This is a genomic window from Streptomyces sp. NPDC111520 (assembly GCF_055635295.1).
This window is the reverse complement of the sequence record NZ_JBVKBW010000003.1, coordinates 337,405-363,407: the sequence shown is the minus strand read 5'-3', so window position 1 is coordinate 363,407 and position 26,003 is coordinate 337,405. Positions and strand designations below refer to the sequence as shown.

The following is a 26,003-nucleotide window of genomic DNA, read 5'->3' as shown; positions in this document are numbered from 1 at the left end:
CCCAGGACCCGGCGCCCAGGAAGGAACAGGCCATGAGCGACACCGAGCCCCGGACCACCGTCGTCAACCTCAAGGGTCACCGCGACGACCCGGCGTACGCGGACGTCGTCTACGTCGGCCGCCCGATGCACCGCGGCGGATGGCACCTGCCCGGATCCCCGCTGGCCAGCCCCTACCGGCCGGGGCCCGACGGCACCCGCCGGGAGGTGCTGGAGAAGTACCGCGAACACCTGCTGGGCCGCCCCGACCTGCTCGCGATGCTGCCCGCGCTGCGCGGCCGCAGGCTCGGCTGCTGGTGCGTGCCCGAACCGTGCCACGCTCAGGTCATCGCGGAACTCGCCGACGCCGCCTGATTCCGCCCCGGCGGCCGCGTGTCCCGATCCGAGGGTCGCGCGTCCGTACCGCGTCCGGCGGGCCCGGCCGTCCCGTCCGAGGATGGACCCATCGGCACCGGGCGCCCCGCCCGGAGGCCGGCGGAACCCGGAATCCTGTCAGGAGATTCGACGTGGCTGAAATCATCGCGGACATCGAGGTCCCCGACACCCGGCTCGTGGCGGAGGCGACCGAACTGGTACGGAAGGCCGCCGACCCCGTGGTCTACCACCACTCCCGCCGGGTGTACTTCTGGGCGTCGATGCGCGGCCGCAACCGCGGGTGGGACGTCGACCCCGAACTGCTGTACGTCGGCGCGCTCTTCCACGACCTCGGGCTGACCGACACCTACGCCAGGACCGACCAGCGGTTCGAGATCGACGGCGCCGACGAGGCCCGCCGCTTCCTGCTGGAGCACGACGTCCCCGCGGACCGCGCGCGGCTGGTGTGGGAGGCGATCGCCCTGCACACCACCCCGGAGATCCCGTGGCACATGGCGCCCGAGATCGCGCTGGTCACCTCGGGCGTCGAGGTGGACGTCCTCGGCATCGGCTACGACGAGATCACGCCCGAGGAGCGCGAGGCGGTCGTCGCCGTCCACCCGCGGCCCGACTTCAAGAACAACATCCTCAAGGAGTTCACCCACGGCATCGCGCCGCGCCCCGACACGACGTTCGGCAACGTCAAGGCCGACGTGCTGGAGCGCTTCGTGCCGGGCTTCGTCCGCGGGAACTTCGTGGACACCATCCTGCAGTCCCCCTGGGCGGAGTGACCCCGCTCCGGTGTCCCCCGGTGCCCGCGGTTGTCACTCGCGGGTGCCGTGGGGGCGGGTGGTGCGGAAGCGGTCGCGGTAGGCGCCTGGGCTGACGCCCAGGCGACGGCGGAAGGCGCGGCGCATGGTCTCCTCGGAGCCGAAGCCGCTGCGGCGGGCGACGGTGTCGAGGGCTTCGTCGCCGGCCTCCAGCAGGGCCTGGGCGGCCTCGACGCGGACGCGTTCGACGTACTGGGCGGCGGTGCCGCCGGTCTCGGTGCGGAAGAGCCGGGTCAGGTGGCGGGAGCTGACCCCGGCCCTGGCGGCCAGGGCGGCCAGGCCGTGTTCGGCGGCGGGGTCGGCGGCGACCTGGTCCAGGACCCGGCGCAGCACCGAGTGGGCGGGGTGCCGGGGGCTCTGCCGGACGCTGAACTGCGACTGGCCGCCGGGACGTGCCATGAAGACGACCAGGAACTTGGCGGCCTTGCGGGCGATGTCGGGTCCCAGGTCGGCCTCGACCAGGGACAGGGTCAGGTCGATGCCCGCGCTGATGCCCGCGGAGGTGATGAAGCGGCCGTCCCTGACGAAGATCGCGTCGCTGTCGACCTCCACCTTGGGGTAGCGGGCGGCGAGGTCGTCGGCCAGCCGCCAGTGGGTGGCGGCCCGGCGTCCGTCCAGCAGCCCCGTCGCGGCCAGCGGGAACGCGCCCGCGCAGACCGAGGCGACGGTACGGGAGCGGTCCGCGAGCCGGGTGATGCCGTCCACCAGCGCGGTGTCGGCCACCGCCGCCCACCAGTCCGGGCGGCCGGGGACGAGCAGCGTGTCGACCGGGAAGTCGACCTCCTCCAGCGACAGGTCCGGCACCAGCCGCAGCCCCGCGGTCGTCGTCACCGGCCGGCCGTCCAGTGACACCGTCCGCGTCACGTACCGGGCGCCGTACTCGTTCGCCGCCGTGTACACGTCCAGCGGACCCGTCACGTCCATCAACTGCAGACCCTCGAACAGCAGCACCAGCACCCGGTGCGGCGCCACCACCGACGCGGCCCCCGGCGGCACCGACGGCTTCACACGGGACGTCACGGTCGTTCCTCCTGGAGCGGGCGGGTGTCCGGCGGAACGGCCGCGGGCACCCATGTGGTCCGCGTCCCGGGCACGTTGGACCCGCCGTCGCTGTCCGGCCCGTCATTCTCGCCCATGTCCACCGGCACCTACGACGCCGGGCTGGTGACCCCCGCGACGGACCGCTGGAGCGGGGCGAGGTGCCGCGTGGTCACCACGCGGCGGCCGCGCTCGTCGTCGTGGATGCAGGTGGACCCGGCCAGCCTGCGTACGATCTCCAGCCCGCGGCCGTGCTCGTCCGGCGGGGTGCTGTCGGGGAAGGCCCCGTCGTGGTGCCGGGCCTCGCCGCTGTCGGTGACGGTGATGACCAGGCCGTCGTCGTGCAGGCACAGCCGGACCGACATCTGCGCCCTGCCGTGGCGCGCGGCGTTCGCGGCGAGCTCGTCGACGATCAGCTCGGCGGCGATGCGGTCCTCCGCGGCCAGTCCCCAGAGCCCCAGCAGCTCGGACGCGAAGTGGCGCGCGGCGCCCACGTAGGCGGCCTCCGCGGGCTGCACGAGTTCGGCCGAACGGGTGGGGGTGGTGTCACCGCACATGACGTGTGGGCCCTTCATCGATGAGGCCCGCGGTCCCGGCGACCGCGGGGTCGCCCCACCGGCCACGCCGCCCCGCGCGGCACGCCGCGACGTCGGCCTCCCTTCCGGCCGCCGTGCCCGGCACCGCTCCCGTCCCCCCGCGCGGATAGCGTGGACGTGTGCGTCTTCTTGTGATGTCCGATACACACCTGCCCAAACGTGCCAAGGAGCTTCCGGCCGAACTCCTGGACCGGATTCCCGAGGCGGACGCCGTCCTCCACGCCGGCGACTGGGTGGACGCGGCGACCCTCGACCTGCTGCAGGCGCGGTCCCGCCGGGTGATCGGCGTGTACGGCAACAACGACGGCGCCGAGCTGCGCGCGCGGCTGCCCGAGGTCGCCCGGGCGGAGCTGGGGGGCCTGCGCTTCGGCGTCGTCCACGACAGCGGCCCGGCGCAGGGACGCGAACGCCGCTGCGAGGAGCGCTTCCCCGACCTCGACGTCCTGGTCTTCGGGCACAGCCACATCCCCTGGGACAGCACGGCGCCGGGCGGGCTGCGGCTGCTCAACCCCGGTTCGCCGACGGACCGCAGGCGTCAGCCGTACGGCACCTACCTCACCGCCGTCGCCGCCGCCGGCGCGCTGACCGAGGTACGTCTGCACGAACTGCCGCGGCGCTGACCGGGGCGCCGACCGAGGCGCCGACCAGGGCAGGGGCGCCGGGGTTCTAGTGCTCCAGCGCCGGGTCGCCGGCCGGCCGGACCGCGCCCGGGTGCCCGGAGAGCCGGACCGCGCCGGGGGCCTCGGCGGCCTCCGCCTCCCGCTCCCGGGGTTCCGCGCCGCCGGCGGCGTCCGCGGGCGGCAGCAGCGCCATGACGGCCCGGCGGTGCGCGTCGCCGGCGTCCTCGTCGAAGGGGTCCGGGGTGGCCGGCACCTGCACCCGGAGCACCGGGCCCGAGCCCAGCCGCACGTAACCGCGGCCTGGCGGCACCTCGGCGGCGGACGTCGAGCACTGCGGCGCGCCGAGCACTGCCTGGGTCTGCTCCGCGGTGACCGCGCCCAGCAGCACCCGGGCCCTGGTGTGGGCGACGACCACCTGGGCGAGTGCCTCGGCGCCGTCGAGGTGGTCGGCGACGGCGACGGTCACCCCGGCCGCGCGGCCGTGCCGGAGCGGGGTGTCCAGCAGTTCCTGCGGGTCGGGGCGGTTCTCGGCGTGCGCGAGGTGGCTGAGCACCGTCGGCCGGTCGACCAGGATCCACAGCGGGCGCCGTACGTCGTCGGGAGCGGTCCGGCCGGCCTGCCGGGCGCGGTTGACGGCGATCAGCCGGCGCTCGGTCTCGTGCGCCGCCCACTCCAGGGTGGCCAGCGTCCCCGCGAGGCCGCTCTCGACGGCCATCACTCCGGGCCGCCCGCTCAGGAACGCGTACTCGCCCGTCCCGCTGCCGTCGACGACCACGAGGTCGCCCTCCGGCAGGGCCTGGAGCGCGATGGAGCGCAGCAGGGTCGTGGTGCCCGTGCCGGGCTGGCCGAGGGCGAGCAGGTGCGGCTCGGTGGAACGCGGGCCGGTGCGCCAGACCACCGGCGGCGCGTCCCTGACGTCCTCGCCGTTCCCGACCGGGACGGTGCGCTGCACGGCCTCGGGGTCGGTGAAGCCGAGCACCGTCTCGCCGGGGGAGGTGACGAAGCGCTGGGCGGCGATGTCCGTGGGCAGCGGGGGGAGCGCGGTGAGGGTGAGGTGGTTCTCCTCCTCGTTCCACTCGAAGCGGTACTCGCGGCCGCGCCCCACCTTGGCGTGCAGCACGTGCTCGACGCGGGCCCGGGCGGCGGGCTCGCCGTCGGTGAAGTAGGCGGGGTACTTGAGGTTCAGGCGGACCAGCCGCCCGTCCTCGAAGGAGTGGTCGCCGAAGGCGTTCTCCCAGCTGCCGTCGTGGGCGTAGAGCGGGCTGGGGTCGTCGGCCACCGACAGGTACGGCACCAGGGCCTCGTACAGCGCGGTCAGCCGGTCGTTCTCGGCGCCGCTCGGCCCGGTCGGTGCGGGGGTGCGGTCGCGGCCCATCCAGCCGGCGGAGCCCATCAGCGCGGCGACCAGCAGGTAGGCGCCGTAGGGGAGCAGGACCAGGACGAGGAACCCGGCGCCCACGGAGGCCATCAGCGCCGGCCCGCGGCGGTCCTTGGGGGTGCTGCCCCACCATTCGCGCGCCCAGCCGGCCTGCCGGCGCAGCCCGCGCGCGATGACGAAGAGCGGGTGGAGGACGTCCGTGGTGCTGTCGACGGCGGCCCGCGCGAGCTCACGGCCGCGGGTGAGCGAGGGGCGGCTGCTCAGGAGGGCGGAGAGGGTGCGCCGGACCACGGGGAGCTCCAGAGGATCGTTGCGGGGACGGTACGACGGGAGGGAGGGGACGGGACCGGAGGGACGGCAGGATGGGGACGTGGACGCGACGGGACGGGGGAGCCGGACGGGACCGGACGGGAAGGGCCCGGTGCGGAGCGGCGCCGGGCCCGGTGGTGGTTCGGCCGTGCGGGACGGCCGCGCTAGAACTTGATCCCGCCCAGGAGGCTCGCCAGGCTCGCCCCGCCGGCCTTGATGCTCGGGGCGATGGCGGTGCCCGCGAGGTAGAAGCCGAAGAGGGCGCAGACGAGCGCGTGGGACGCCTTGAGTCCGTCCTTGCGGAAGAACAGGAAGACGATGATGCCGAGCAGGACGACGCCTGAGATGGACAGGATCATGGGGGCTACTCCTGTGTGATGGGGACTGTCACCATGAGTTGTTCCAGAATTACATTTAGTAATATGTTCTGAAAAGAGGCGAATGGGTGATTTGTAGGGAAGTTCACCCTTTCGGCTCTGCCGAACTGTTTCTTACGGTGTGATCCTCGCCGGTCGTCCGGCGTGTCATGTGGCAGGCCCCGCCGACGGAGCAGCGATGTCGCCCGTTCGAGTGATCAAAATCGTTAAGCTTCGGCCATGGCTTCTTGTCCGGTCCACGTCCCCGCCGTGGCACGCAGCGCCGGCACGCCCGGCGAGGCCAGGGCCGTTGAGGCCGCTTAGGGTGGATCACGAAGGCCCCTCCCGCGCACGGCGACCAGCCACCTCCAGTGAGGAACGATGAGCGAGCCGACCCCGCAGAACGACCCGGCCCAGGACCCCGGCGTCCTGCGACTCGCCGCCGAGGTCTTCGACCTCGCCCGCCGGGGCGGCACGGAGACCCTGACGGCGTACGTGGACGCCGGGGTGCCGGCCGACCTCACCAACCACAAGGGCGACACCCTCGTCATGCTCGCCGCCTACCACGGCCACGCCGCCACCGTGGCCGCCCTCCTGCGGCACGGCGCGGACCCCGACCGCGCCAACGACCGCGGTCAGACGCCGCTCGCCGGCGCCGTCTTCAAGGGCGAGGACGAGGTGGTCCGCGTCCTCCTCGACGGCGGCGCCGACCCCGCCGCGGGCACCCCCTCGGCCATCGACACGGCCCGCATGTTCGGCAAGGACGCACTCCTGGAACTCTTCGGCGCCGCATGACCCCGGCCGCCACGACGACGCCGTACCCACGATGAAGAGAAGTGGACCCATGACGGAAACCGACAGCTGGAAGAATCCGCTGCGCGATCCAACCGACCGGCGGCTGCCGCGCATCGCGGGCCCGTCCGGCCTGGTGATCTTCGGTGTGACGGGCGACCTGTCCCGCAAGAAACTGATGCCCGCCGTGTACGACCTGGCCAACCGCGGGCTGCTGCCGCCGGGCTTCTCGCTGGTCGGCTTCGCACGGCGCGACTGGGCGGACCAGGACTTCGCGCAGGTCGTCCACGACTCCGTCAAGGAGCACGCGCGCACCCCCTTCCGCGAGGAGGTCTGGACGGAACTCTCCGCCGGAATGCGCTTCGTGCCCGGCGACTTCGGCGACGACGACGCCTTCGAGAAGCTGCGCGCGACCGTGGAGGAACTCGACAAGGACCGCGGCACCAGCGGCAACTTCGCCTTCTACCTCTCGGTGCCGCCCAAGTTTTTCCCCACCGTGGTCCAGCAGCTGAAGAAGCACGGACTGTCCGACCCTCCCCGAGGCTCCTGGCGGCGCGCCGTCATCGAGAAGCCCTTCGGTCACGACCTGGCCAGCGCCCAGGAGCTCAACCGGGTGGTCCACCAGGTCTTCCCGCCCGCCGAGGTGTTCCGGATCGACCACTACCTCGGCAAGGAGACGGTCCAGAACGTCCTGGCGCTGCGCTTCGCCAACACGATGTTCGAGCCGCTGTGGAACCGCTCCTACGTCGACCACGTGCAGATCACGATGGCCGAGGACATCGGCATCGGCGGCCGCGCGGGCTACTACGACGGCATCGGCGCCGCACGCGACGTCATCCAGAACCACCTCCTCCAACTCCTCGCGCTGACCGCGATGGAGGAGCCCTCGGGCTTCGACGCCACGTCCCTCGTCCGCGAGAAGCTCAAGGTCCTCCAGGCCGTACGGCCCCCCGAGGACCTCGGCGCCCACACCGTGCGCGGCCAGTACGCGCACGGCTGGCAGGGCGGCGAGGAGGTGCTCGGCTACCTGGAGGAGGAGGGCATCGACCCCAAGTCCAAGACCGACACCTACGCCGCGATCAAGCTGGCGATCGACAGCCGCCGCTGGGCGGGCGTCCCCTTCTACCTGCGCACCGGCAAGCGCCTGGGCCGCCGCGTCACCGAGATCGCGGTCGTCTTCCAGCGCGCGCCCCACCTCCCCTTCAGCCACACCGACACCCAGGAGCTGGGGCAGAACGCCCTGGTCATCCGGGTCCAGCCGGACGAGGGCGTCACCGTGCGCTTCGGTTCCAAGGTGCCGGGCACCTCGATGGAGATCCGGGACGTGACGATGGACTTCGCCTACGGCGAGTCCTTCACCGAGTCCAGCCCGGAGGCCTACGAGCGGCTGATCCTGGACGTCCTGCTCGGCGACGCCAACCTCTTCCCGCGCCCGCAGGAAGTGGAGGAGTCCTGGCGGATCCTGGACCCGATCGAGGCGTACTGGGACCGCCACGGCAGGCCAGAGCAGTACACCGCCGGTACCTGGGGTCCGAAGGCGGCGGACGAGATGCTCGCACGAGACGGCAGGAGCTGGCGCCGGCCATGAACATCGACCTCACCGAGACCACCTCGAGCCGGATCAACTCGGCGCTGATCAAGGCCCGCAGGGCCATCGGCAGCCCCGCGGTCGGCATGGTGCTCACCCTCGTCATCGTCACCGACGAGGGCAACCACTACGACGCCCTCAAGGCCGCCTCCGACGCCTCCCGCGAGCACCCCTCGCGCATCCTGGTCGTCATCAAGCGCCCCGGACGCTCCCCCCGCGACCGGCGCAACGCCCGCCTCGACGCCGAGGTACGCGTCGGCGGCGAGTCCGGCACCGGCGAGATCGTCCTGCTCCGCCTGCACGGCGAACTCGCCGACCACGCCCACAGCGTCGTGCTCCCGCTGCTGCTGCCCGACGCCCCCGTCGTCGTGTGGTGGCCCGAGGACGCGCCCGCCAACCCCGCCGAGGACCTGCTGGGCCGGCTCGCGGCACGCCGGATCACCGACGCGTACGCCGTCGAGCGGCCCCTGGAGGAACTGGAGGCCCGCGCCGCCGGCTACACCCCCGGCGACACCGACCTCTCCTGGACCCGGCTCACGCCCTGGCGGTCCATGCTCGCCGCGGCGCTCGACCAGGCCCGGGCCACGGTCACCTCGGCCGCCGTCGAGAGCGAGGCGGACAACCCCAGCGCCGAACTCCTCGCCCGCTGGCTCGGCAACCGGCTGCGCGTGCCCGTCGACCGCGTCGTCACCGACGGTCCGGTCGTCACCGCGGTCCGGCTGCGCACCGCGGACGGCGACATCACCATCGACCGCCCCGAGGGCCCGCTGGCCACCCTCACCATCCCGGGGCAGCCCAGCCGGCACCTCGCGCTGAAGGTCCGGGCCACCGCCGAGCTCATCGCGGAGGAACTGCGCCGGCTCGACCCCGACGAGATGTACGCCGCGTCCCTGCGCCACACCGAGGTGGCGGAGCCACCCCGCCGGGCGAAGACCACCGCGCGGAGCACCAAGAAGCGGCCCAGTCCGGCCGGCGCGGAGGCCGCCAAGTAGACCGTCTGCCGCAGCAGTACGCCGGGGGCGGCGCACACCGCCTGCAGGAGCAGCACGGCGGCCGTGGTGAACAGGTAGCAGACCACGACCGTCAGCGCCGACTCCAGGTGTGCCCGCCACCCGGCACGACCCCGGCCGAAGGTGAAGCGCGCGTGCAACTCGGTGGCCAGCACCGTCGACGCCACCGTCACGAGCGCGTTCGCCAGGGCGAACGGCACCCGCCCCGACAGCGCCAGGAGCACCGCGGAGGACGCCAGCCCCACCCCGCCACCGCACACGACGAAGCGCACGAACGCGGCCGGCGCGGAACGCGCGGGGTCCGCGGCACGGGGGCGAAGGGCGGGGGAGACGGGGGCGGATCGGTCCGCGGTCACGGTGTCCATGCCCGCAGGCTGCCCGCCCCCGCTGACACGGCGCTGACCGCGCGCTGACACGCCCCCGCGCAGGCCCGACGCCCCGCCGACGCCGCGGTGCCGGTCGCGACTCGCGTCCGCCCGCCGGCCCGGGGCCGCCACACCATCGGCGGATGGTGACGGGCTCGACGGTCAGGACAGGGCGAACGGGCCTTCCGTCGCCTTGCGGTGCTGCATGGCCGTGAGCTTGCGGACGAACAGGATGGCGAGGATCGCGGCCAGGATGTCCACGCCGTCCACGGCGATGGTCATGCCCGCGGCGTCGCGGAGGTCGTCGGAGTACCCGGAGTTCTCGTTGGTGACGAGCGCCGCCAGCAGGTCCAGGAGTTGGCCGGCCACCCACGCCGCCCACCAGTACGAGACGGGACCCGAGTCGGCCGGTCGCAGGCGGCCGTCCTGCGTCGTCTGGGAGCTCGCGACCCAGGTGTCCCGAGCGATCCCGAAGGGGATCCAGAAGAAGGCGATCGGGATGAACCAGCCACCGATCGCCAAGCCGCGGGCCTTCTCGAAGCCGTTGGGGGCGAACACCTCACCGTTGGAGCGCACGCGGTGGAACCAGATGATGAAGAGGACGCCCGTCGCCGCGAACGTGAGGAACTGCAGCGCGGCCGCGACGCCGACCCAGATGTCCGAGCGGCTCAGGGCGGACTGGTCGACGGTGGCGAGTTCGTCCGCGACGGCCGTGCCCATGAGGGCGTAGCGGCCGGCCTCCGCGGCGATGTCGACCACGTCGGCCGCGATGGCCAGCGACAGGAGCACCACCACCGCGGTCGCGAGGCCCAGCGGCGAACGCAGCACGGCGATGGTCGCCGGCGGCCCGGCGGGTACGGGGTACGGGGCGCCGGGCGGCGGCCCGACAGGGCTGAACGACATGGAATCCCCCCAGGGACACAACATGAGACGTGCGCGCCGAGCGGCGGGCAGAAGGACATTACGGCAGAAGATCTTGGCCAGTCCACATCATTGACGCGCGCTCGCCGTCCTCGGCCCGGTCACGCTGTCCGAGCGCGGGAACGCCTTTCCCACCTGCAGGTTTCCGCCGACGGAACGGGGGGTGCCGGGAGGTGGCCTCGATCGCACGCGCTGCGAGTAATGCGAGGGTCGAGACTGCCCCGCACCGGCGGCCGCTCCACCCCACCCATGTCGACACTGCCACTGTGCGTGTGATGTCCCGGGGCCGCTTCCTCGTGTCTGCTCCCCTCGTCGATTCCGCGGCGAAAACGGAGGTGTTGAGCCGGAACCGCGGACGTGATGTGATCACACCTTGTGGGTAGACATCGAGTGTATAGACACGGTGTATATTCACTGCATGTTCTTCGACCCGCTCCCGATTCCGCTCGCACCGCCCCAGGTCGCGTCCCGTGCCCGCCGCCCTACGGTGACGCACGACGGCACCTCCGCCCCGGGAGGCGCCGCATGAGCCGTCGACGTGCCGGCGCTGCGCCCGGGCGGATCCGGCCGGCGCTCGCGGACCTGGCGCTGGGCATGCGGCTGGCGGGCGCCGGAGGGCGCGAGGGGTGGATCCGCACGGCCCTGACCGCGGTCGGTGTGGGCCTCGGTGTGGCCCTGCTGTTCCTCGCCGCCGCCGTGCCGAACGTCCTCGACGCCCGGGAAGGGCGCGGCCACGCGCGGGAGACGCCGAACGTGGAGAGCGAGGTGTCGGTGGGGCGGGGGGACACGACGTTCCTCTGGTACGACGCCGCCACCGAGTTCCGCGGTGAGGCCGTGGGTGGGCAGTTGCTGCGCCCGGACGGTCCCGGTGCTCCGCCGCCACCGGGTGTGGCGCGGATCCCCGGGCCGGGGGAGATGGTGGTCTCGCCCGCCCTGCGAGGGCTGCTGGGCTCGGCGTCCGGCGCCCTGCTCAAGGAGCGGCTCGACTACCGGATCGTCGGGACCATCGCGGACCCGGGGCTGCTCGAACCGGGTGAGCTGCGCTTCTACGCCGGCAGCGGCACGTTGTCCCGCAGCGGGGGTGCGATCAGGTCCGCCGGTTACGGCCATGACCCGGGTCCGGGGCGGTTCGACCCGCGGTTGATGGTCCTGGTCGTCCTGATCTGTGTCGTCCTGCTGGTGCCGGTGGGTGTCTTCGTCGGCACGGCCGTACGTTTCGGCGGTGACCGCAGGGACCGGAGGCTGGCGGCGCTGCGGCTGGTCGGAGCGGACGTGGCCATGACGCGTCGTATCGCGGCGGGCGAGGCGCTGTTCGGTGCGGTGCTCGGGTTGCTGGTCGGTACCGGGTTGTTCCTCGGGGCGCGGCGGCTGGCGGGGTCGGTGCGGTTGTGGGGTGTGAGTGCCTTCCCGTCGGACGTCGCCCCGGACCCGGCGCTCGCGGGTCTGATCGTGGTGGCGATCCTGGTGGGTGCGGTGCTGGTCACGCAGTCGGCGTTGCGGTCGGTGGTGATCGAGCCGTTGGGGGTGGTGCGGCATGCCGCGTTGCGTCCGCGCCGGTTGTGGTGGCGGCTGGTGGCTCCCGTGGTCGGCGTCGGTGTGCTGACGTGGGCGGGGTCGGCGGAGGAGGAGCTCGGTTCGGGGGGTGTGTATCCGGTCGCGCTGGGCGCGGTGCTGGTCCTGGTGGGGCTGACGGGGGTGTTGCCGTGGCTGGTGGAGGCCGCGGTGCGGCGGCTGCGCGGGGGGCCGGTCGCGTGGCAACTCGCGGTTCGGCGCCTGCAGTTGGGCAGTGGGACGGCGTCGCGGGCGGTGAGCGGCATCACCGTGGCGGTCGCCGGGGCGATCGCGTTGCATATGGTGTTCGGCGGGATGCAGGAGGACTTCGCGTCGTCGTCGGCTCCGAAGGCGGCGGGTGCCTCGTCCGCGGTTGCGTCATCCGCGGGTGCCGCGGTCGTGCGTGCGGACTTCCGTGTCGCCACCGGTTCGGGCAGCGCGGGTTCTCCGGCGCTGGCGGAACGGATGACGGAGCGGTTCCGGCGGGTCGAGGGCGTGCGGCGGGTGGTCGCGACCGTCGAGGCCTATGTGAGCCGTGCGGACGCGGGCGGGGGGCCGGGGTCGGTCACCACGCTCACGGTGGGGAGTTGTGCGACGTTGCGGTCGCTGGCCTCGTTGCCCTCGTGCCGTGACGGTGACGTGTTCGTGGCGCACCAGCCGGGGACGTCCGGGCGGGTGCGGGAGCAGAACCGGCTGACCGACGAGGTCGCCGTGCCGGGTGGCCGGATGGATCTCGGCGGCATCTCCGACGGCGGCTCGGGGGGCGAGTTGTGGACGTTGCCGGTGTCGGCCCGTGCGGTGGTGGCGGTGCGCGATCCGGTGGGTGAGGTCCACGACGGCATCCTGGCCACGTCCGGGGCGCTGGCCGGGCAGCGGCTGGGGCAGGCGTCGACGTCCGCGGCGGTCGCGGTCGACCGCGGTGTCCCGGACGCGGCGGAGCGGCTGCGCAACGCCGCCGCGCGGGTGGAGCCGACGTTGCGGGTGTCCGGGCTGGTGAACGTGCAGCGTGACCGGCAGTATTCGAGCGTGCAGACCGGTCTGCGGGTCGGGGGGACGCTGACGGTGGTGCTGATCGCGGCGGGGATGCTGGTGGCGCTGGTCGAGCAGTTGAGGGAGCGCCGGCGTCTGCTGTCGGTGCTGGTGGCCTTCGGTACGCGGCGCAGGACGCTGGCGTGGTCGGTGTTGTGGCAGACGGCGGTGCCGGTGCTGGCGGGTACGGTCGTGGCGATCGCGGGCGGGCTGGTGCTGGGCAGGGCGATGCTGGGCGTCGTGGCGAAGCCGGTGCGGGACTGGTGGGTGTTCCTGCCGTACGCGGGGATCGGTGCGGCGGCGGTGCTGGTGGTGACGGTGCTGAGCCTTCCGGCGTTGTGGCGGTTGATGCGGGCGGACGGGCTGCGTACGGAGTGACCGCGTGTGCCGTCGGCCCGCGTCGCCGCGGGCCGGCGGTGCGGGCCGGCGGCGCGAGTCGCCCTTCGGGTCGCGGTGCGGGCCGCCCGGTGCGGGTGCCGCGGGTGGCCGCGACCGGTGCGATGGCTGGTGACGTGCGGGGACGGCCCGGTGGGCGGGTGCCGTGGGGGAACCGCGTGAGGGCCCTTGACGTGTCCTGATGGCCGGTGTCACCATCGCGTCCATCAAATGTTTGCGTAAACGTGCGCCGACTGCGGTCGGCGATGTTTGCGCAACCATCCCGGACCCGCCCGATGCGGCGGGTCCCCGCACGACGATGTGAAGGATGGGAACATGGCTGCCATACCGCCGCCACCGGGCACCGGCCGGGCCGCTCCTCCCCGAGGACGCCGGGGCCGGCGCTGGCTGGGCTGGGGCTTCGTGGCGCCGTTCATGATCGTCTTCGCGCTGGTCTTCCTGACGCCGATCGGCTACTCGATCTACCTGAGCCTGTTCCGCGACCGCCTGATCGGCGGGACCTCCTTCGTGGGCCTGGACAACTACGTCCAGGCCTTCCAGGACGGCCAGTTCTGGTCCGGCCTCGGGCGGGTCGCGCTGTTCCTGGCCGTGCAGGTGCCGGTCATGCTGGGCATCGCGCTGCTGGTCGCCCTGGCGCTGGACAGTGGCCGGCTGCACGGCCGGAAGTTCTTCCGGATCACGATCTTCCTGCCGTACGCCGTCCCGGCCGTCGTGGCGACGCTGATGTGGGGCTTCATGTACGGGGACCGCTTCGGGCTGGTCGCCGACATCAACGACGCCTTCGGCGTCGCGATCCCGAACCCGCTGTCACCCGGCCTGGTGCTCGCGAGCATCGGCAACATCGTGACCTGGGAGTTCGTCGGCTACAACATGCTGATCTTCTACTCGGCGCTGCACGTCGTCCCGCGCTCGCTGTACGAGGCGGCCGAGATCGACGGCGCGAGCCAGTGGCGGATCGTCACCTCCATCAAGATCCCGGCGATCCGCGGGGCGCTGGTCATCGCGACGATCTTCTCGGTCATCGGCAGCTTCCAGCTGTTCAACGAGCCCAGCATCCTCAAGCCGTTGGCGCCCAACGCCATCACGACGTACTTCACGCCGAACCTCTACACCTACTCGCTGTCCTTCTCCGGGCAGCAGCACAACTACGCGGCGACCGTCGCGATCGTCATGGGGGTCGTCACGATGATCATCGCCTACGTCGTGCAGCTGCGCGGCATGCGCAAGGAGGCCTGACGATGACTCAGGCGACCACCCCGGCCGGTGTCCCGGCCCCGCCGCGCGAGCGCCGCGCCACCGTGGCGTCAGGACGCCCGGGCCGGCGGCACTCCTCGGACCGGCCCCGGCGCAGCGTCCTGCTCACCGTCCTGACCGCGCTCGTCGCCGTCTACACCCTGGTCCCGCTGGCCTGGCTGCTGATCAGCGCGACCAAGACGCAGAAGAGCCTGCTGGACTCCTTCGGGCTGTGGTTCAGCGGTGACTTCGCCCTGTGGGACAACATCTCGCAGACCCTCACCTACGACGACCACATCTTCGTGCGCTGGCTGCTGAACACCCTGCTGTACGTGGCGGTGGGCGCGGGCGGGGCGACCTTCCTCGCGGTCCTGGGCGGCTACGGCCTGGCGAAGTTCGACTTCCCCGGCAAGCGCGCGGTCTTCGCGGTGGTGATCGGCGCGGTCGCCGTGCCGGGTGCCGCGCTGGCCGTTCCGACGTTCCTGATGTTCAGCAAGATGGGCCTGACCAACACCCCGTGGGCGGTGATCGTGCCCTCGCTGATCTCGCCGTTCGGTCTTTACCTGATGTGGGTCTTCGCCTCCGAGGCGATCCCCGACGAACTGCTGGAGGCCGCCCGGGTCGACGGTTCGGGGGAGATCCGCACCTTCTTCAGGGTCAGCCTGCCGCTGCTGGGGCCCGGCATCGTCACGGTGCTGCTCTTCACCGTGGTCGCGACGTGGAACAACTACTTCCTGCCGCTGATCATGATCAAGGACCCGGACTGGTACCCCCTCACCCTGGGGCTCAACGCCTGGAACGCCCAGGCCGCCACCGCGGGCGGGCAACCGGTGTTCAACCTGGTGGTCACCGGCTCGCTGCTGACCATCGTGCCGCTGGTCGCGGCCTTCCTCCTCCTGCAGCGCTTCTGGCAGTCGGGGCTCGCCGCCGGCAGCGTCAAGGAATGACCACCGGCGCCGCGGCGCCGTACCCCCCTCACCCTGCGGCCCTGCGCCCGGCACGTGCGTGCCGTGGTGACGGGCGGTGCCGCAGACCACCACCACAACGAAGTGAGATGCGATGACGAACAAGCCACTGCGCCGTTCGACGCAGGCGATCGCGGTGCTCTGCGCGGCGGCGCTGTCCCTGACCGCGTGCGGTTCCTCCGACGACTCGGGGTCGGGCGCCAAGGCCGCGGACGCGGGCAGCGTGGAGGCGGCGCTGAAGAAGGGCGGCTCGCTGACGGTGTGGGCGTGGGAGCCGACGCTGAAGCAGGTGGTCACCGACTTCCAGGCGAAGTACCCCAAGGTCAAGGTGAAGCTGGTCAACGCGGGTACGGGCAACGACCAGTACACGGCGCTGCAGAACGCGGTGCAGGCCGGTTCCGGGGCGCCGGACGTGGCGCAGATCGAGTACTACGCGCTGAGCCAGTTCGCGCTGGGCAAGTCCGTCACGGACCTGAGCGCGTACGGTGCCAAGGACCTGTCGAAGGCGTACTCGCCCGGCCCGTGGAACTCCGTGGCCGTGGGCGGCGGGGTGTACGCGCTGCCGATGGACTCGGGGCCGATGGCGATGTTCTACAACAAGAAGGTCCTCGACAAGTACAAGATCGCCGTGCCCACGACCTGGGACGAGTACCTGACGGCGGCCCGCGCCCTGCACAAGGCGGACCCGAAGGCGTACATCGCCAACGACACCGGTGACGCCGGGTTCGTGACGAGCCTGATCTGGCAGGCGGGCGGCCACCCGTACACGGTGGACGGCACCAAGGTGAACGTCGACTTCGGCGACGCGGGGACCAAGGAGTTCACCGAGGTCTGGCAGAAGCTGATCTCCGAGAAGCTCCTCGCGCCGATCGCGTCCTGGAGCGACCAGTGGTACAAGGGCCTGGCCGACGGCACCATCGCCACGCTGTCGACGGGTGCCTGGATGCCCGCGAACTTCGTCTCCGGCGTGCCCTCGGCGTCCGGTGACTGGCGTGCCGCGCCGCTGCCGCAGTGGCAGGCGGGGCAGACCGCCAGCGCCGAGAACGGCGGCAGCTCGCTGGCGGTGATGGAGGCCGCCAAGGACAAGCCGCTGGCCTACGCCTTCGTGAAGTACGCGAACAAGGACGCCGGTGTGCAGGCCCGCATCAAGGGCGGCGCCTTCCCGGCCACGACCGCGGACCTCAACTCCCAGGCGTTCCTGGACACCGAGTTCCCCTACTTCGGCGGCCAGAAGGCCAACGAGATCTTCGCGAAGTCGGCCGGGAACGTCGTCAAGGGCTGGTCGTACCTGCCGTACCAGGTGTACGCCAACTCGATCTTCAACGACACCGTCGGCAAGGCGTACGTGTCCTCGACGCCGCTGTCCGACGCGCTGGGCACCTGGCAGGAGGCCTCGGTGAAGTACGGCAAGGACCAGGGCTTCAGCGTCGGCGGCTGACGCCCCGTCACGTGCGGCGGCCGGCGCCCGCGGCTCTCCCGGAAGGGGGCGCCGGCGCCGGCCCGCGGGGCCCGCGGACCACCGGTCCGCGAGGTCCCGCCCCCTAGACTTCTGACCATCAACGGCTGTGAAACGTATGAGGTGTACGACGCACGTGGACGGGACCGGACAGAGCTCGGCGGCGGGCGCGCAGCGGCGGCGGCGCGGTGCGTCGATGGCCGACGTGGCCAAGCTGGCGGGCGTCTCGGCGCAGACCGTCTCCCGGGTCTCCAACGGGTTCCCCGGGGTGCTGGAGGATACCCGCCGGCAGGTGCTGGCCGCGATGAAGGAGCTGGGCTACCGGCCCAACAGCGCGGCGCGCGCCCTCAAGCGGGGCGAGTTCCGCACCATAGGCGTCATCCTGTTCAGCCTCTCCAGCACCGGCAACATGCGCACCCTGGAGGCGGTGGCGTCCTCGGCGGCGCACGAGGGCTACGCCACGACGCTGCTGCCGGTCACCGCGCCCACGCAGGACGGGGTCCAGGGCGCGTTCACCCGGCTCGGGGAGCTCGCCGTGGACGGCGTCGTCATGATCATGGAGGTCCATCTGCTGGACGCGATGACGGTGGCCCTGCCGCCGACCGCGCCCGTGGTCGTGGTGGACTCCGACGCCGGTGACCGCTACTGCGTGGTCGACACCGACCAGGCCAGCGGCGCCCGGGCGGCCGTGGAGCACCTGCTGGGCCTGGGCCACGGCACGGTGCGGCACGTCGCCGGCCCGAAGGAGTCGTTCGCCGCCGAACGCCGGGTGGGTGCCTGGCGGGCGGCGCTGGAGGCGGCGGGGCGCGAGGTGCCGCCGCTGCTGCGCGGGGACTGGTCCGCGGAGTCCGGCTACGAGGCGGGGCTGCGCATCGCCGGGGACCCCGGCTGCACGGCGGTGTTCGTCGCCAACGACCAGATGGCGCTCGGGCTGCTGCGCGCGCTGAGCGAGCACGGCCGGCGGGTGCCGGAGGACGTCAGCGTCGTGGGCTTCGACGACATCCCCGAGGCCGCCTCGTACATGCCGCCGCTGACCACGATCCACCAGGACTTCGCCGAGGTCGGCCGGCGCTGCGTCGACGGCGTGCTCCGGCAGATCCGCAGCGACGAGGCGGAGCGGGGCACCACGCTGGTGCCCACCCGTCTGGTCGTGCGCGGCAGCACCGCCCCTCCGCCGCGGGGCCGCTGACCGCCCCTTCCGTCCCCTGTCCCGCCGGCCACCGCCCACCCCCGCGATGGCAACGCAAACATCCCGTCGCGGGATGCCCGCCGCACACCGCCGGACACCTCGCGACCGCACCGAACGCACCAGACAATCGACTCCACTGGAGGAGCACGGCCCATGCCCGAACTGCGGATCGAAGGGAACGAATTCCGCCTCGACGGCGAGCCGTTCCGCATCATCTCCGGTGGCCTGCACTACTTCCGCGTCCACCCCGCCCAGTGGCGCGACCGGCTGCGCAAGGCACGCCTGCTCGGACTCAACACCGTCGACACCTACGTGCCGTGGAACCTCCACCAGCCCCGGCCGCACACCTTCCGCGACGACGACATCCTGGACCTGCCGGCCTTCCTGCGCACCGCCCAGGAGGAGGGCCTGCACGTACTGCTGCGCCCGGGCCCCTACATCTGCGCCGAGTGGGAGGGCGGCGGACTGCCGTCCTGGCTGCTCGCCACGCCCGGCATCCGGCTGCGCACGGCCGATCCCCGCTACCTGGAGGCGGTCGACGACTACCTGGACCGGCTGCTGCCGCTGGTCGTCCCCTACCTGGCCACCAACGGAGGACCCGTCCTGGCGGTACAGGTGGAGAACGAGTACGGCGCCTACGGCGAGGACCCCGTCTACCTGACGCACCTTCAGGAGCGGCTGCGGCAGGGCGGCGTGGACGTCCCGCTGTTCACCTGCGACCAGCCCGCCGACCTGGCCCGCGGCAGCGTCCCGGGCGTCCTCGCCACCGTCAACTTCGGCAGCCGTCCCGCGCAGGGCCTGGCCGCGCTGCGCGAGCACCAGGGTGAGGGGCCGCTGATGTGCACCGAGTTCTGGAACGGCTGGTTCGACCGCTGGGGCGGTGTGCACGTCGTGCGCGACGCCGCGTCGGCCGCCGCCGACCTCGACGAACTGCTGTCGGCCGGCGCCAGCGTCAACCTGTACATGTTCCACGGCGGCACCAACTTCGGCTTCACCAACGGCGCCAACGACAAGCACACCTACCGCCCCACCATCACCTCCTACGACTACGACGCGCCGCTGGACGAGGCCGGCGACATCACCCCCAAGTACCTGGCCTTCCGAGACGTCCTCGCCCGGCACACCACCGTCCCCGACGAGCCCCTGCCCGAGCCGTCCAAGAAGCTCAACCTCCTCGGCGTCCCGCTCGCGCAGAGCGCCCCGCTGCTCGGCTCCGCGGTCCTTCTCGGCGAGGCGGTGACCGGGCCGCGACCGCTGACCATGGAGGAACTCGGCCAGGACTTCGGCTTCGTGCTGTACGAGACCGCGCTGCGCGATCCGGGCCCCACCCTGCTGCACTTCGCCGCGATCGCGGACCGGGCGCAGGTCTTCCTCGACGGCGCGCCCGCGGGGGTCCTCGAACGCGAACAGCACGAGGCCGCCCTCGCCGTCACCGTGCCCGACGGCGGGGCGACGCTGACCGTCCTCGTCGAGAACCAGGGCCGCGTCAACTACGGTCAGGGCATCCACGACCGCAAGGGCCTCACCGGCACCGTCACCGCGGGCGGCACCGAACTGACCGGCTGGAGCAGCAGGCCCCTGCCCCTGGACGACCTGTCGCGCCTACCCTTCACCTCCGGCGGCCCGCAGCCCGTGGGACCCACCTTCCACCGCGGGGAGTTCGAGGTCGAGCAGACCGCCGACACCTACCTGGACCTGTCCGGCTGGACCAAGGGCAACGCCTGGGTCAACGGCTTCCCCCTCGGCCGCTTCTGGTCCCGCGGCCCGCAGCGCCGCCTCTACGTCCCCGGCCCCGCCCTGCGGCACGGCACGAACGAACTGGTCGTCCTCGAACTGCACGCGACCGTCCGCGCGACGGCCGACCTGCGCGACACCCCCGACCTCGGTCCGACCGAGGAGTGACCGAGGAGTGACCACGGCCTGAGCCCGGCAGGCACCGACCCGCGCGCCCGCCCGCCCGTTGGGCACGCCGGGGGGCGGGCCGGTGCCGCCCGGGCGCGTACCGGTCCGGCCCCGCCTGCGATCATGACGGGCATGCCCATCGACGGGTCACGCCTCGACGACGCCTACGGCTCCGCGGAGCAACTCGGGCCGCTCTTCGAAGAGGTCGGCGATCCCGAACTTGAGGACGACGCCTGGTTCGAGCTGTGGGAACGGCTGTACCACCAAGGGAGCGTGCACCCGGCGAGCTTCGCCGCCCTGCCCGTCCTGGCGGACATCGCCACCGGCCGCCGGCCCGGCGAGCAGGCGCGGGCGCTCGCACTGGCCGGCCGCATCGTCGCCGAGGAGGAGCAGCTCCACGAACCGGGTCACGTCCGCGCGCACTTCCCCGCCGCGCTCGACGAACTGCGCCAGGTGATGCACCGGGTTCTGGTGGAGTGGTCCTTCGACGGAGACGAGGACGACCACCTCTACGCCCTGGAGACCCTCATGGCCTTCGAGTGCGTGCCGGTGTGGAACCACCGCCTGGTCCCCGACAGCCACGAAGTGGTGTGCCCGTCCTGCTCGGCAGCAGTGGAGATCGACCTCAGCGGTACGGGCGGCCGGAACCCCGGCAGCAGCCTCCGCGACCCGTACCGGGCCCGGCAGGGCCCGGCGCGGACCCCGGTCCGCCCCGCGGCGGCCGCCGACCTCGGGGCGCTGCCCGCGCGGCTGCACCGCCTGGCCACCGAGGCCGGGGAGCACACGGCCGCCCGGCGTGTGACCCACCTCTTCGGCCGCACCCGGTGCCCGGCCTGCGCCGCCGACCTCTCCGTCCCCGAGCGGATCACGGCCGCCGTGCGGGACGAGGCGCGGGCCGTGCGGCGGCGTTCATCTGCCGCGGGGGAAGAGCAGCATGAGCCACAGGTCCACGACGTCCGCCCATGACCCGACGCGGCGGCCGAAGCGCCGGACGGTGGAACGGCGCAGCGTGCACAGCCAGACGTAGGCACCCAGGGAGACGCAGAGACCGGCCCAGGTCTGCCACCACAGGAACGGCGGCACGCCCGCGGCGCCGCCGCCGGCGAGCAGGCAGAGCCCCCAGGTGAGCGCTCCCGCCGCGACGACGGCGACGGCAGCGGCCTCGCGCGCACGACCCCGGACCGCCCAGCGCGAGGCCGCGGCCCCGGCAGGGATCTGCACGACGACGTGGACCAGCACGACCCACATCGTCAGCCCCCAGCCCTCACCGTAGGAGAGGTCCGGGCCGCTCACAGCGATAAGCGCGTGCAGGCCCACCAGGAAGAGGACACCGCTCAGATGCATCGCCGCGATGTTGAGCGGCCCGTGCCACCCCCACACCCACTGACGGTCGTCGCCGCCCATCGTCGTGCCCGCCCCCTTGCCGCGATCAACGTGAGGACGAGGATACGGCGGGGCCCACCACGTGCCGGAACGGCCCCGGCCGGTAGGGTGCGCCCGAGGGGGGATCATGGCTGATCGCGGGTGGTACGACGACACCGAGTACGAGGACGCCGTCCGGCGGGCGGGTCGGGCGGAACGGTTCGGCTGGTGGGCGGTGGCCGGTGTGACGGGAGTGATCGGCTGCGCGCTGGTCGTCCTGGCGGTCGTCTGCGTGGTCGCGCTCCTGGCGTCCGTGTACGTCCTGATGGCGGCCGACTCCTAGGAACGACACGTCCCCCGCGACGTCCCCGACCGGGCGCTGTCCGGGTTCCGCGGCAACCGAATCGTCTGCCAGCCGGTTGGAAGAGGGGTGAGGGGTTCGTCCGGCAGAGGACCTGCCGGGGTGGATCCCGAGGTGCACGTACGTGGGGCGCCGGCCGACGCGCAGACGTCCCGGCGGGTGGAGGGGAGTGAGGAACATGCGCGCCGCGCCTGACGAGCAGTGGCACGACACGGAAGAGGTCGTGCGGCGCCTCCTGCGCGACGGGGTTCCGCGGCCCGCCACCCCCGGCGACCGCATGCGGCAGATCAGACGGCGCGTGCGACAGCGCAGGCGGCGCCGCGCGACGGCGGCCGGCGCGGTCACGGCACTGACCGCCGTCGTGGCCTGCGTCCTCCTCCTACCGGGACCGCGGCCACCGGGTGACGCCCACTCACCGGCCGCCGCGCCGGACCGCCGGAGCGTCCCCCCGGCCGCTACGCCCACGCCCGCCGCCACGCGGTCCCTGGCGACGGTCCGCCTCCTGGACGACACCGCACTGACCCTGACCGTGCCGCGGGGCTGGGACAGCCTGTCCGTCGGCGACGACGGCTGGGCCACCGGATTCGTCTCCTCGCAGCCCCTCAGCCGCCCCCCGGGCGGCTCCTGCCCGGACGGCGCGGACGGCGCACTGCTCACATGCCGGCCGCTGAAGGCGCTGGAGGAGGGCGGGGTGCTGATGGAGTTCCAGCCCGCCGCGACGGGAAAGGCCGGTCTGGCGACCCCCCTCCGCGTGGGCGAGCCGTCACCCGCGGGCAAGGGCTGCCGGATCCTCCTGGGCGACACGGAGTTGACGGCCTGGGGCCACGGACGTTCGACGGCCTACGGCAAGCCCTTCGAAGTACGCGTCGACGTCTGCCTGCGCGCCCCGTCGGACGCCACCCTCACCGCGGTCACGGACGCGCTGACCACGGCGTTCCCGCGCGTCGACGGCTGACGCGCGCACGGCGTCACGGCGACGGCCGCAGCCGGGGTTCACGACAACTGGCCGGGCCACACGTCGAACTCGGTCTGCCCGTCGACGGATTCCAGCCCCCAGGGAGCGAGGGAGATCGACACGGTGCCCGTGGTGCCCGCGGCGTCGCCGCTCAGGATGTCGCAGAGGATGCCGGTCTCGATCGGATAATCCGAGCCGGACGACAGGTCGGCACCGGAGACGACGGCGCACTTCTCGACGAAGCTCCACCCCCGGCCGTGGGCGTCGGTGAAACGGACCTCGACCAGACCCGGGTGCGGCTCGTCGCCGACCCACTCGCCCGCCGCCGCGGCGGGCGCGGGAGGAAAGGCCGGTTCCGGGGCGCCCCCGCACAACCAAACCCTTGACCGGCATGTCGTACATGGCAAGGGAACAAGAGCCGCGATGCAAGGGGGAACGATGCGTGCGAAACGATACGGGGTGGCACTGGCCGCCCTGGTGATGGCGGGTGCGGGGGTGGCCGCGGCGGCCCCCACGGCAGCGGCGGCGCCCGCGGCCGTGTGCCCCACGGGCTGGGGCAGCCTCCCGAAGTCCGGGACGGACGCCGACCTCGGGGTGCTGACCGACATCAGGACCGGCCGCCACGAGTGCTACGACCGCATGGTGTTCGACGTGCCCACCGCCGGCACGGACGCGATCGGCTACACCGTGCAGTACGTCGACGCCGTCCACCAGGACGGTTCGGGCCGGGTCATACCGGTCTCCGGCGGGGCGATCATCGAGATCCGGGTGGCCGCCCCCTCGTACGACCCGCAGACCGGCGCCGCGACCTACCCGGGCCGGGCGGGGCGGACGCTGCCGGGCGTCGACCTGACGGGCTACCGGACCTTCCGGGACGCGAGGTTCGCGTCGAGCTTCGAGGGTGACACGCAGGTGGGTCTGGGGGTCAGGGCCCGGTTGCCGTTCCGGGTGTTCCAGCTGCCCGACCGCCTGGTGGTCGACGTGGCCCACACCTGGTGAGGCGCTCGCGCCGGCCGGGCCCGGTGGCGTGGGACCACCGGGCCCGGCCTGGGCGGACCCGGCCGCGAACAGTAACTCCTGTGAATTCCTGGGGCGGTTGAACACTCCGGGGGAGGCGTCCGTATGTATCGACGGCTTGTCGTGTTCAGGCCGCCAATCATCAGGCGCGCAGGAGGGTTTCCTTGGTACGCAATTCGCGCAGACGTGCTACCGGTACACGTAGCGGCACCTTTGTAGCCGTCGCCCTGATGCTGGGAGGCGGTGTCCTAGTCACGGCGAACGTGTTCGCCTCGGCGACCGAGGGGGATTCGGCTCAGACGGCCTCCGCGGGCCAGGCGTTCACGATCGACTGCCCGGACGTCGGCACGGGACTGACCGCCGTCCCCGAGCAGGCGAAGGAGGAGGTCGACAAGGAACTCGCCCTGCTGGACCAGCAGACGGCCGAGGCCTACCAGAGACTGAAGGACACCTCGGCAGCCCAGCAGCAGGACCCCGGCTTCGTGGACAACGCGATCCTGGGCCCGCTGAAGGACAAGCGGGCGGCGACGATCGCACGCATCCTGCAGGCGATCGACCGTGTGGGCGATCCCCCGCAGGGAATCGAGGGCCTCGCGGGGTGCACGGCGGTCCGCTCCACCGCGGCCCCGGAGGACCAGCAGGGGCAAGAGGGCCAGCAGGGCCAGGAGGGCCAAGAAGGGCAGCAGGGCAGCCCGCAGCCCTCCACGGGTGACGGAGCCCAGAACGGCCAGAACGGCCAGAACGGCCAGGGCAACCAGGGCGGCGATCAGGGTGGCGGACAGGCCGGCGGCGGACAGGGCGGCAACGGCCCCGTCGTGGCGGACTTCGCCGACATCATGAGCATCAGCCCGAACGCGCCGCGCGGCCCGCAGCCGTCGGACGCCTCTTCCGGCACGTTCTCCTCCGAGTGCGGTGTCAACGCCAACGGTCTGTTCAACTCCGACAACATCATCGTCGCCCCCGGAGTGACCAACGGCGCCCACCACTTCCACGACTACGTCGGCAACCAGTCCAACAACGGACTGGCCACCATCGACGACCTCGCCAAGGCCGAGACGAGCTGCAAGGACCAGGGCGACAAGTCGTCGTACTACTGGCCCGTGCTGCGCGTCCAGGACGGCACCGTCGAACGGGACGCCCAGGCGCCCGGCGGCGGCACCGAGGGCAACGCCGGGAAGATCGTGACCCCCAAGGAGGTCACCCTCACGTTCGTCGGCAACCCCGTCAGCAAGGTCACCCCGATGCCGCGCCTGCTGCGCATCATCACCGGTGACGCCAAGGCGTTCGTCAACGGGCCGGCCAACGCCAACGCCTCGTGGAGCTGCACGGGTCACGAGGACCGGCAGCTGAAGGAGAAGTACCCGCTCTGCCCCGACGGCAGCGACGTGGTCCGCACCTTCCGCTTCCAGAGCTGCTGGGACGGACAGAACGTCGACAGCGCCAACCACCGCACCCACGTGGCGTTCGCCGACGCGGGCGGCAACTGCCCGCAGGGCTTCAAGGCCATCCCGCAGCTGGTCCAGCGCATCGTGTACGACGTCAAGGCGCCGAGCGTCCAGGACGGCGGCAAGACGGTGCCGTTGTTCGCGGTGGACTCCTTCCCGGAGAACCTGCACAAGCCGGTGACCGACCACGGTGACTTCATCAACATCTTCGACGAGGGCCTGATGCAGGAGGTGGCCGACTGCATCAACCAGGGCCGCACCTGCGGTGCCGGCGACGACGGTGCGGAGGAGCCCGGCAACGGCGGGAACGACAACCCCGGCGGGGAGGAGCCCGGCGACGGGGGCAACGACAACCCCGGCAACGGAGGCAACGACAACCCCGGCGAGGAGGAGCCCGGCAACGGAGGTAACGACAACCCGGGCGACGGGGGCAACGACAACCCCGGCAACGGAGGCAGCGACAACCCCGGCGGCGAGGAGCCTGGCAACGGCGGGAACGACGACCCCGGCACGGACGAGCCTCCGGCGGACACCCCGGACGACGGCCAGGACGACGGCCAGAACGGAGGCGGCGACACCCCCGACGCCCCCGTCACGGTGACGCCCAAGGCCGACTCCACGCCTCCGGCGGACGAGGACGACACCGCCGCCCCGCCCGCCGGCGGCCACGAGCACCACAGCGGGCAGCAGCAGGACCCGCAGGAGCAGCAGACGGCGCCCGCGCAGCAAATCCCCACTCCCGGCGCGTACGCCCCGAGCCCCGCGGGCCAGGTCGGCCAGCAGGCGATCAACGGCGGACTGGCCGACACCGGGACTAACCTGTGGCCGGCCGGCCTCGGAGCGGTCCTGGCGATCGGAGGATTCCTCCTGCTCCGCCGTGCGAAGAGCGGTTCGTTCTAGCCCGGGTTCCGGGCAACCGCAGTGAAGACCCCTCGGCGACCGGGCCACCGCCCGGTCGCCGAGGGCGTGAGCGGCTCCGCGGGCAC

At 72.7% G+C, this 26,003-nt stretch carries 24 protein-coding genes; 17 read left to right on the top strand and 7 right to left on the bottom strand.

The window, feature by feature from the left end; genetic code table 11:
* Positions 1-32: 32 nt before the first annotated feature.
* Both ACZ7MY_RS09060 and ACZ7MY_RS09055 read left to right on the top strand, forming a co-directional pair.
* Positions 33-353 carry a DUF4326 domain-containing protein gene (locus ACZ7MY_RS09060; RefSeq protein WP_499600620.1) on the top strand — a complete coding sequence of 107 codons (321 nt, stop codon included), beginning with the start codon at positions 33-35 and terminating at the stop codon, positions 351-353.
* Positions 354-505: 152 nt separating this feature from the next.
* On the top strand, positions 506-1,144 hold the full coding sequence (locus ACZ7MY_RS09055) for an HD domain-containing protein (RefSeq protein ID WP_499600618.1): 639 nt from the start codon (positions 506-508) through the stop codon (positions 1,142-1,144).
* Between the two features lie 33 nt (positions 1,145-1,177).
* Here the strand turns inward: ACZ7MY_RS09055 and ACZ7MY_RS09050 are convergent, their stop codons facing one another.
* Together ACZ7MY_RS09050 and ACZ7MY_RS09045 are read right to left on the bottom strand one after the other, a co-directional pair.
* On the bottom strand, positions 1,178-2,203 hold the full coding sequence (locus ACZ7MY_RS09050) for a GlxA family transcriptional regulator (RefSeq protein ID WP_499600617.1): 1,026 nt from the start codon (positions 2,201-2,203) through the stop codon (positions 1,178-1,180).
* Positions 2,204-2,331: 128 nt separating this feature from the next.
* The gene (locus tag ACZ7MY_RS09045; protein ID WP_499600616.1) at positions 2,332-2,778 is read right to left on the bottom strand and encodes an ATP-binding protein; all 447 of its coding nucleotides are present in this window, start codon (positions 2,776-2,778) and stop codon (positions 2,332-2,334) included.
* A 158-nt stretch (positions 2,779-2,936) separates the two neighbouring features.
* Here ACZ7MY_RS09045 and ACZ7MY_RS09040 point away from each other — a divergent pair, with 158 nt between their 5' ends.
* Complete coding sequence (locus ACZ7MY_RS09040; protein WP_499600615.1) at positions 2,937-3,437, top strand: metallophosphoesterase family protein; 501 nt, start codon at positions 2,937-2,939, stop codon at positions 3,435-3,437.
* Positions 3,438-3,483: 46 nt separating this feature from the next.
* On the opposite strand, the gene ACZ7MY_RS09035 is transcribed toward ACZ7MY_RS09040, so the two are convergent.
* On the bottom strand, positions 3,484-5,106 hold the full coding sequence (locus ACZ7MY_RS09035) for a hypothetical protein (protein ID WP_499600614.1): 1,623 nt from the start codon (positions 5,104-5,106) through the stop codon (positions 3,484-3,486).
* Positions 5,107-5,288: 182 nt separating this feature from the next.
* Entirely contained in the window at positions 5,289-5,483 is a 195-nt protein-coding gene (locus ACZ7MY_RS09030; RefSeq protein WP_018534760.1) for a hypothetical protein, read from the bottom strand.
* 378 nt (positions 5,484-5,861) lie between these two features.
* On the opposite strand from ACZ7MY_RS09030, the gene ACZ7MY_RS09025 reads away from it, so the two are divergent.
* Genes ACZ7MY_RS09025 through opcA form a run of 3 tightly spaced genes read left to right on the top strand, consistent with a single transcriptional unit; the run spans position 5,862 to position 8,852 of the window.
* Positions 5,862-6,275 carry an ankyrin repeat domain-containing protein gene (locus ACZ7MY_RS09025; protein ID WP_499600613.1) on the top strand — a complete coding sequence of 138 codons (414 nt, stop codon included), beginning with the start codon at positions 5,862-5,864 and terminating at the stop codon, positions 6,273-6,275.
* Between the two features lie 49 nt (positions 6,276-6,324).
* Positions 6,325-7,860: a glucose-6-phosphate dehydrogenase gene (gene zwf, locus ACZ7MY_RS09020; protein ID WP_499600612.1), complete on the top strand. Its 1,536-nt coding sequence runs from the start codon at positions 6,325-6,327 to the stop codon at positions 7,858-7,860.
* The gene (gene opcA, locus ACZ7MY_RS09015) at positions 7,857-8,852 is read left to right on the top strand and encodes a glucose-6-phosphate dehydrogenase assembly protein OpcA (protein ID WP_499600611.1); all 996 of its coding nucleotides are present in this window, start codon (positions 7,857-7,859) and stop codon (positions 8,850-8,852) included. Before zwf ends, opcA begins: the two co-directional genes overlap by 4 nt.
* A 545-nt stretch (positions 8,853-9,397) precedes the next feature.
* On the opposite strand, the gene ACZ7MY_RS09010 is transcribed toward opcA, so the two are convergent.
* Positions 9,398-10,138: a DUF4328 domain-containing protein gene (locus ACZ7MY_RS09010; protein WP_499600610.1), complete on the bottom strand. Its 741-nt coding sequence runs from the start codon at positions 10,136-10,138 to the stop codon at positions 9,398-9,400.
* A gap of 543 nt (positions 10,139-10,681) precedes the next feature.
* Between ACZ7MY_RS09010 and ACZ7MY_RS09005 the strand changes: the two genes are divergently transcribed.
* From ACZ7MY_RS09005 to ACZ7MY_RS08975, 7 genes are all read left to right on the top strand, one after another.
* Positions 10,682-13,114 carry an FtsX-like permease family protein gene (locus tag ACZ7MY_RS09005; RefSeq protein WP_499600609.1) on the top strand — a complete coding sequence of 811 codons (2,433 nt, stop codon included), beginning with the start codon at positions 10,682-10,684 and terminating at the stop codon, positions 13,112-13,114.
* Between the two features lie 333 nt (positions 13,115-13,447).
* A complete protein-coding gene (locus ACZ7MY_RS09000) occupies positions 13,448-14,368 on the top strand; it encodes a carbohydrate ABC transporter permease (protein ID WP_499600608.1) in 921 nt (306 codons plus the stop codon).
* Positions 14,369-14,370: 2 nt separating this feature from the next.
* Positions 14,371-15,312 (top strand): carbohydrate ABC transporter permease, encoded by a 942-nt coding sequence (locus ACZ7MY_RS08995; RefSeq protein ID WP_499600607.1) that lies wholly within the window; start codon positions 14,371-14,373, stop codon positions 15,310-15,312.
* A 112-nt stretch (positions 15,313-15,424) separates the two neighbouring features.
* Positions 15,425-16,768, top strand: coding sequence for an ABC transporter substrate-binding protein (locus ACZ7MY_RS08990; protein ID WP_499600606.1), 1,344 nt, complete (start codon positions 15,425-15,427; stop codon positions 16,766-16,768).
* A gap of 154 nt (positions 16,769-16,922) precedes the next feature.
* Complete coding sequence (locus tag ACZ7MY_RS08985; protein WP_499600605.1) at positions 16,923-17,975, top strand: LacI family DNA-binding transcriptional regulator; 1,053 nt, start codon at positions 16,923-16,925, stop codon at positions 17,973-17,975.
* A 153-nt stretch (positions 17,976-18,128) separates the two neighbouring features.
* On the top strand, positions 18,129-19,877 hold the full coding sequence (locus tag ACZ7MY_RS08980) for a glycoside hydrolase family 35 protein (RefSeq protein ID WP_499600604.1): 1,749 nt from the start codon (positions 18,129-18,131) through the stop codon (positions 19,875-19,877).
* A 132-nt stretch (positions 19,878-20,009) separates the two neighbouring features.
* Complete coding sequence (locus tag ACZ7MY_RS08975; protein ID WP_499600603.1) at positions 20,010-20,843, top strand: hypothetical protein; 834 nt, start codon at positions 20,010-20,012, stop codon at positions 20,841-20,843.
* On the opposite strand, the gene ACZ7MY_RS08970 is transcribed toward ACZ7MY_RS08975, so the two are convergent.
* Positions 20,787-21,281: a hypothetical protein gene (locus tag ACZ7MY_RS08970; RefSeq protein WP_499600602.1), complete on the bottom strand. Its 495-nt coding sequence runs from the start codon at positions 21,279-21,281 to the stop codon at positions 20,787-20,789. The genes ACZ7MY_RS08975 and ACZ7MY_RS08970 overlap by 57 nt on opposite strands.
* 106 nt (positions 21,282-21,387) lie before the next feature.
* Here ACZ7MY_RS08970 and ACZ7MY_RS08965 point away from each other — a divergent pair, with 106 nt between their 5' ends.
* Entirely contained in the window at positions 21,388-21,582 is a 195-nt protein-coding gene (locus ACZ7MY_RS08965) for a hypothetical protein (RefSeq protein ID WP_499600601.1), read from the top strand.
* Between the two features lie 196 nt (positions 21,583-21,778).
* Complete coding sequence (locus tag ACZ7MY_RS08960) at positions 21,779-22,555, top strand: hypothetical protein (protein WP_499600600.1); 777 nt, start codon at positions 21,779-21,781, stop codon at positions 22,553-22,555.
* Between the two features lie 38 nt (positions 22,556-22,593).
* Here the strand turns inward: ACZ7MY_RS08960 and ACZ7MY_RS08955 are convergent, their stop codons facing one another.
* Positions 22,594-22,929: a hypothetical protein gene (locus ACZ7MY_RS08955; RefSeq protein WP_499600599.1), complete on the bottom strand. Its 336-nt coding sequence runs from the start codon at positions 22,927-22,929 to the stop codon at positions 22,594-22,596.
* Positions 22,930-22,993: 64 nt separating this feature from the next.
* Between ACZ7MY_RS08955 and ACZ7MY_RS08950 the strand changes: the two genes are divergently transcribed.
* Positions 22,994-23,554: an AMIN-like domain-containing (lipo)protein gene (locus ACZ7MY_RS08950; protein WP_499600598.1), complete on the top strand. Its 561-nt coding sequence runs from the start codon at positions 22,994-22,996 to the stop codon at positions 23,552-23,554.
* A 248-nt stretch (positions 23,555-23,802) separates the two neighbouring features.
* The gene (locus tag ACZ7MY_RS08945) at positions 23,803-25,917 is read left to right on the top strand and encodes a DUF1996 domain-containing protein (protein WP_499600597.1); all 2,115 of its coding nucleotides are present in this window, start codon (positions 23,803-23,805) and stop codon (positions 25,915-25,917) included.
* Positions 25,918-26,003 lie beyond the last annotated feature (86 nt).

Coding starts and splice junctions, on each gene's coding strand:
- ACZ7MY_RS09060 (WP_499600620.1), top strand. CDS start 33: ATGAGCGACACCGAGCCCCGGACCACCGTCGTCAACCTCAAGGGTCAC.
- zwf (WP_499600612.1), top strand. CDS start 6,325: ATGACGGAAACCGACAGCTGGAAGAATCCGCTGCGCGATCCAACCGAC.
- ACZ7MY_RS09045 (WP_499600616.1), bottom strand. CDS start 2,778: ATGTGCGGTGACACCACCCCCACCCGTTCGGCCGAACTCGTGCAGCCC.
- ACZ7MY_RS08965 (WP_499600601.1), top strand. CDS start 21,388: ATGGCTGATCGCGGGTGGTACGACGACACCGAGTACGAGGACGCCGTC.
- ACZ7MY_RS08980 (WP_499600604.1), top strand. CDS start 18,129: ATGCCCGAACTGCGGATCGAAGGGAACGAATTCCGCCTCGACGGCGAG.
- ACZ7MY_RS08945 (WP_499600597.1), top strand. CDS start 23,803: ATGCTGGGAGGCGGTGTCCTAGTCACGGCGAACGTGTTCGCCTCGGCG.
- ACZ7MY_RS09005 (WP_499600609.1), top strand. CDS start 10,682: ATGAGCCGTCGACGTGCCGGCGCTGCGCCCGGGCGGATCCGGCCGGCG.
- ACZ7MY_RS08975 (WP_499600603.1), top strand. CDS start 20,010: ATGCCCATCGACGGGTCACGCCTCGACGACGCCTACGGCTCCGCGGAG.
- ACZ7MY_RS09030 (WP_018534760.1), bottom strand. CDS start 5,483: ATGATCCTGTCCATCTCAGGCGTCGTCCTGCTCGGCATCATCGTCTTC.
- ACZ7MY_RS09010 (WP_499600610.1), bottom strand. CDS start 10,138: ATGTCGTTCAGCCCTGTCGGGCCGCCGCCCGGCGCCCCGTACCCCGTA.
- ACZ7MY_RS09025 (WP_499600613.1), top strand. CDS start 5,862: ATGAGCGAGCCGACCCCGCAGAACGACCCGGCCCAGGACCCCGGCGTC.
- ACZ7MY_RS08970 (WP_499600602.1), bottom strand. CDS start 21,281: ATGGGCGGCGACGACCGTCAGTGGGTGTGGGGGTGGCACGGGCCGCTC.
- opcA (WP_499600611.1), top strand. CDS start 7,857: ATGAACATCGACCTCACCGAGACCACCTCGAGCCGGATCAACTCGGCG.
- ACZ7MY_RS08995 (WP_499600607.1), top strand. CDS start 14,371: ATGACTCAGGCGACCACCCCGGCCGGTGTCCCGGCCCCGCCGCGCGAG.
- ACZ7MY_RS08960 (WP_499600600.1), top strand. CDS start 21,779: ATGCGCGCCGCGCCTGACGAGCAGTGGCACGACACGGAAGAGGTCGTG.
- ACZ7MY_RS08950 (WP_499600598.1), top strand. CDS start 22,994: ATGCGTGCGAAACGATACGGGGTGGCACTGGCCGCCCTGGTGATGGCG.
- ACZ7MY_RS09000 (WP_499600608.1), top strand. CDS start 13,448: ATGGCTGCCATACCGCCGCCACCGGGCACCGGCCGGGCCGCTCCTCCC.
- ACZ7MY_RS08990 (WP_499600606.1), top strand. CDS start 15,425: ATGACGAACAAGCCACTGCGCCGTTCGACGCAGGCGATCGCGGTGCTC.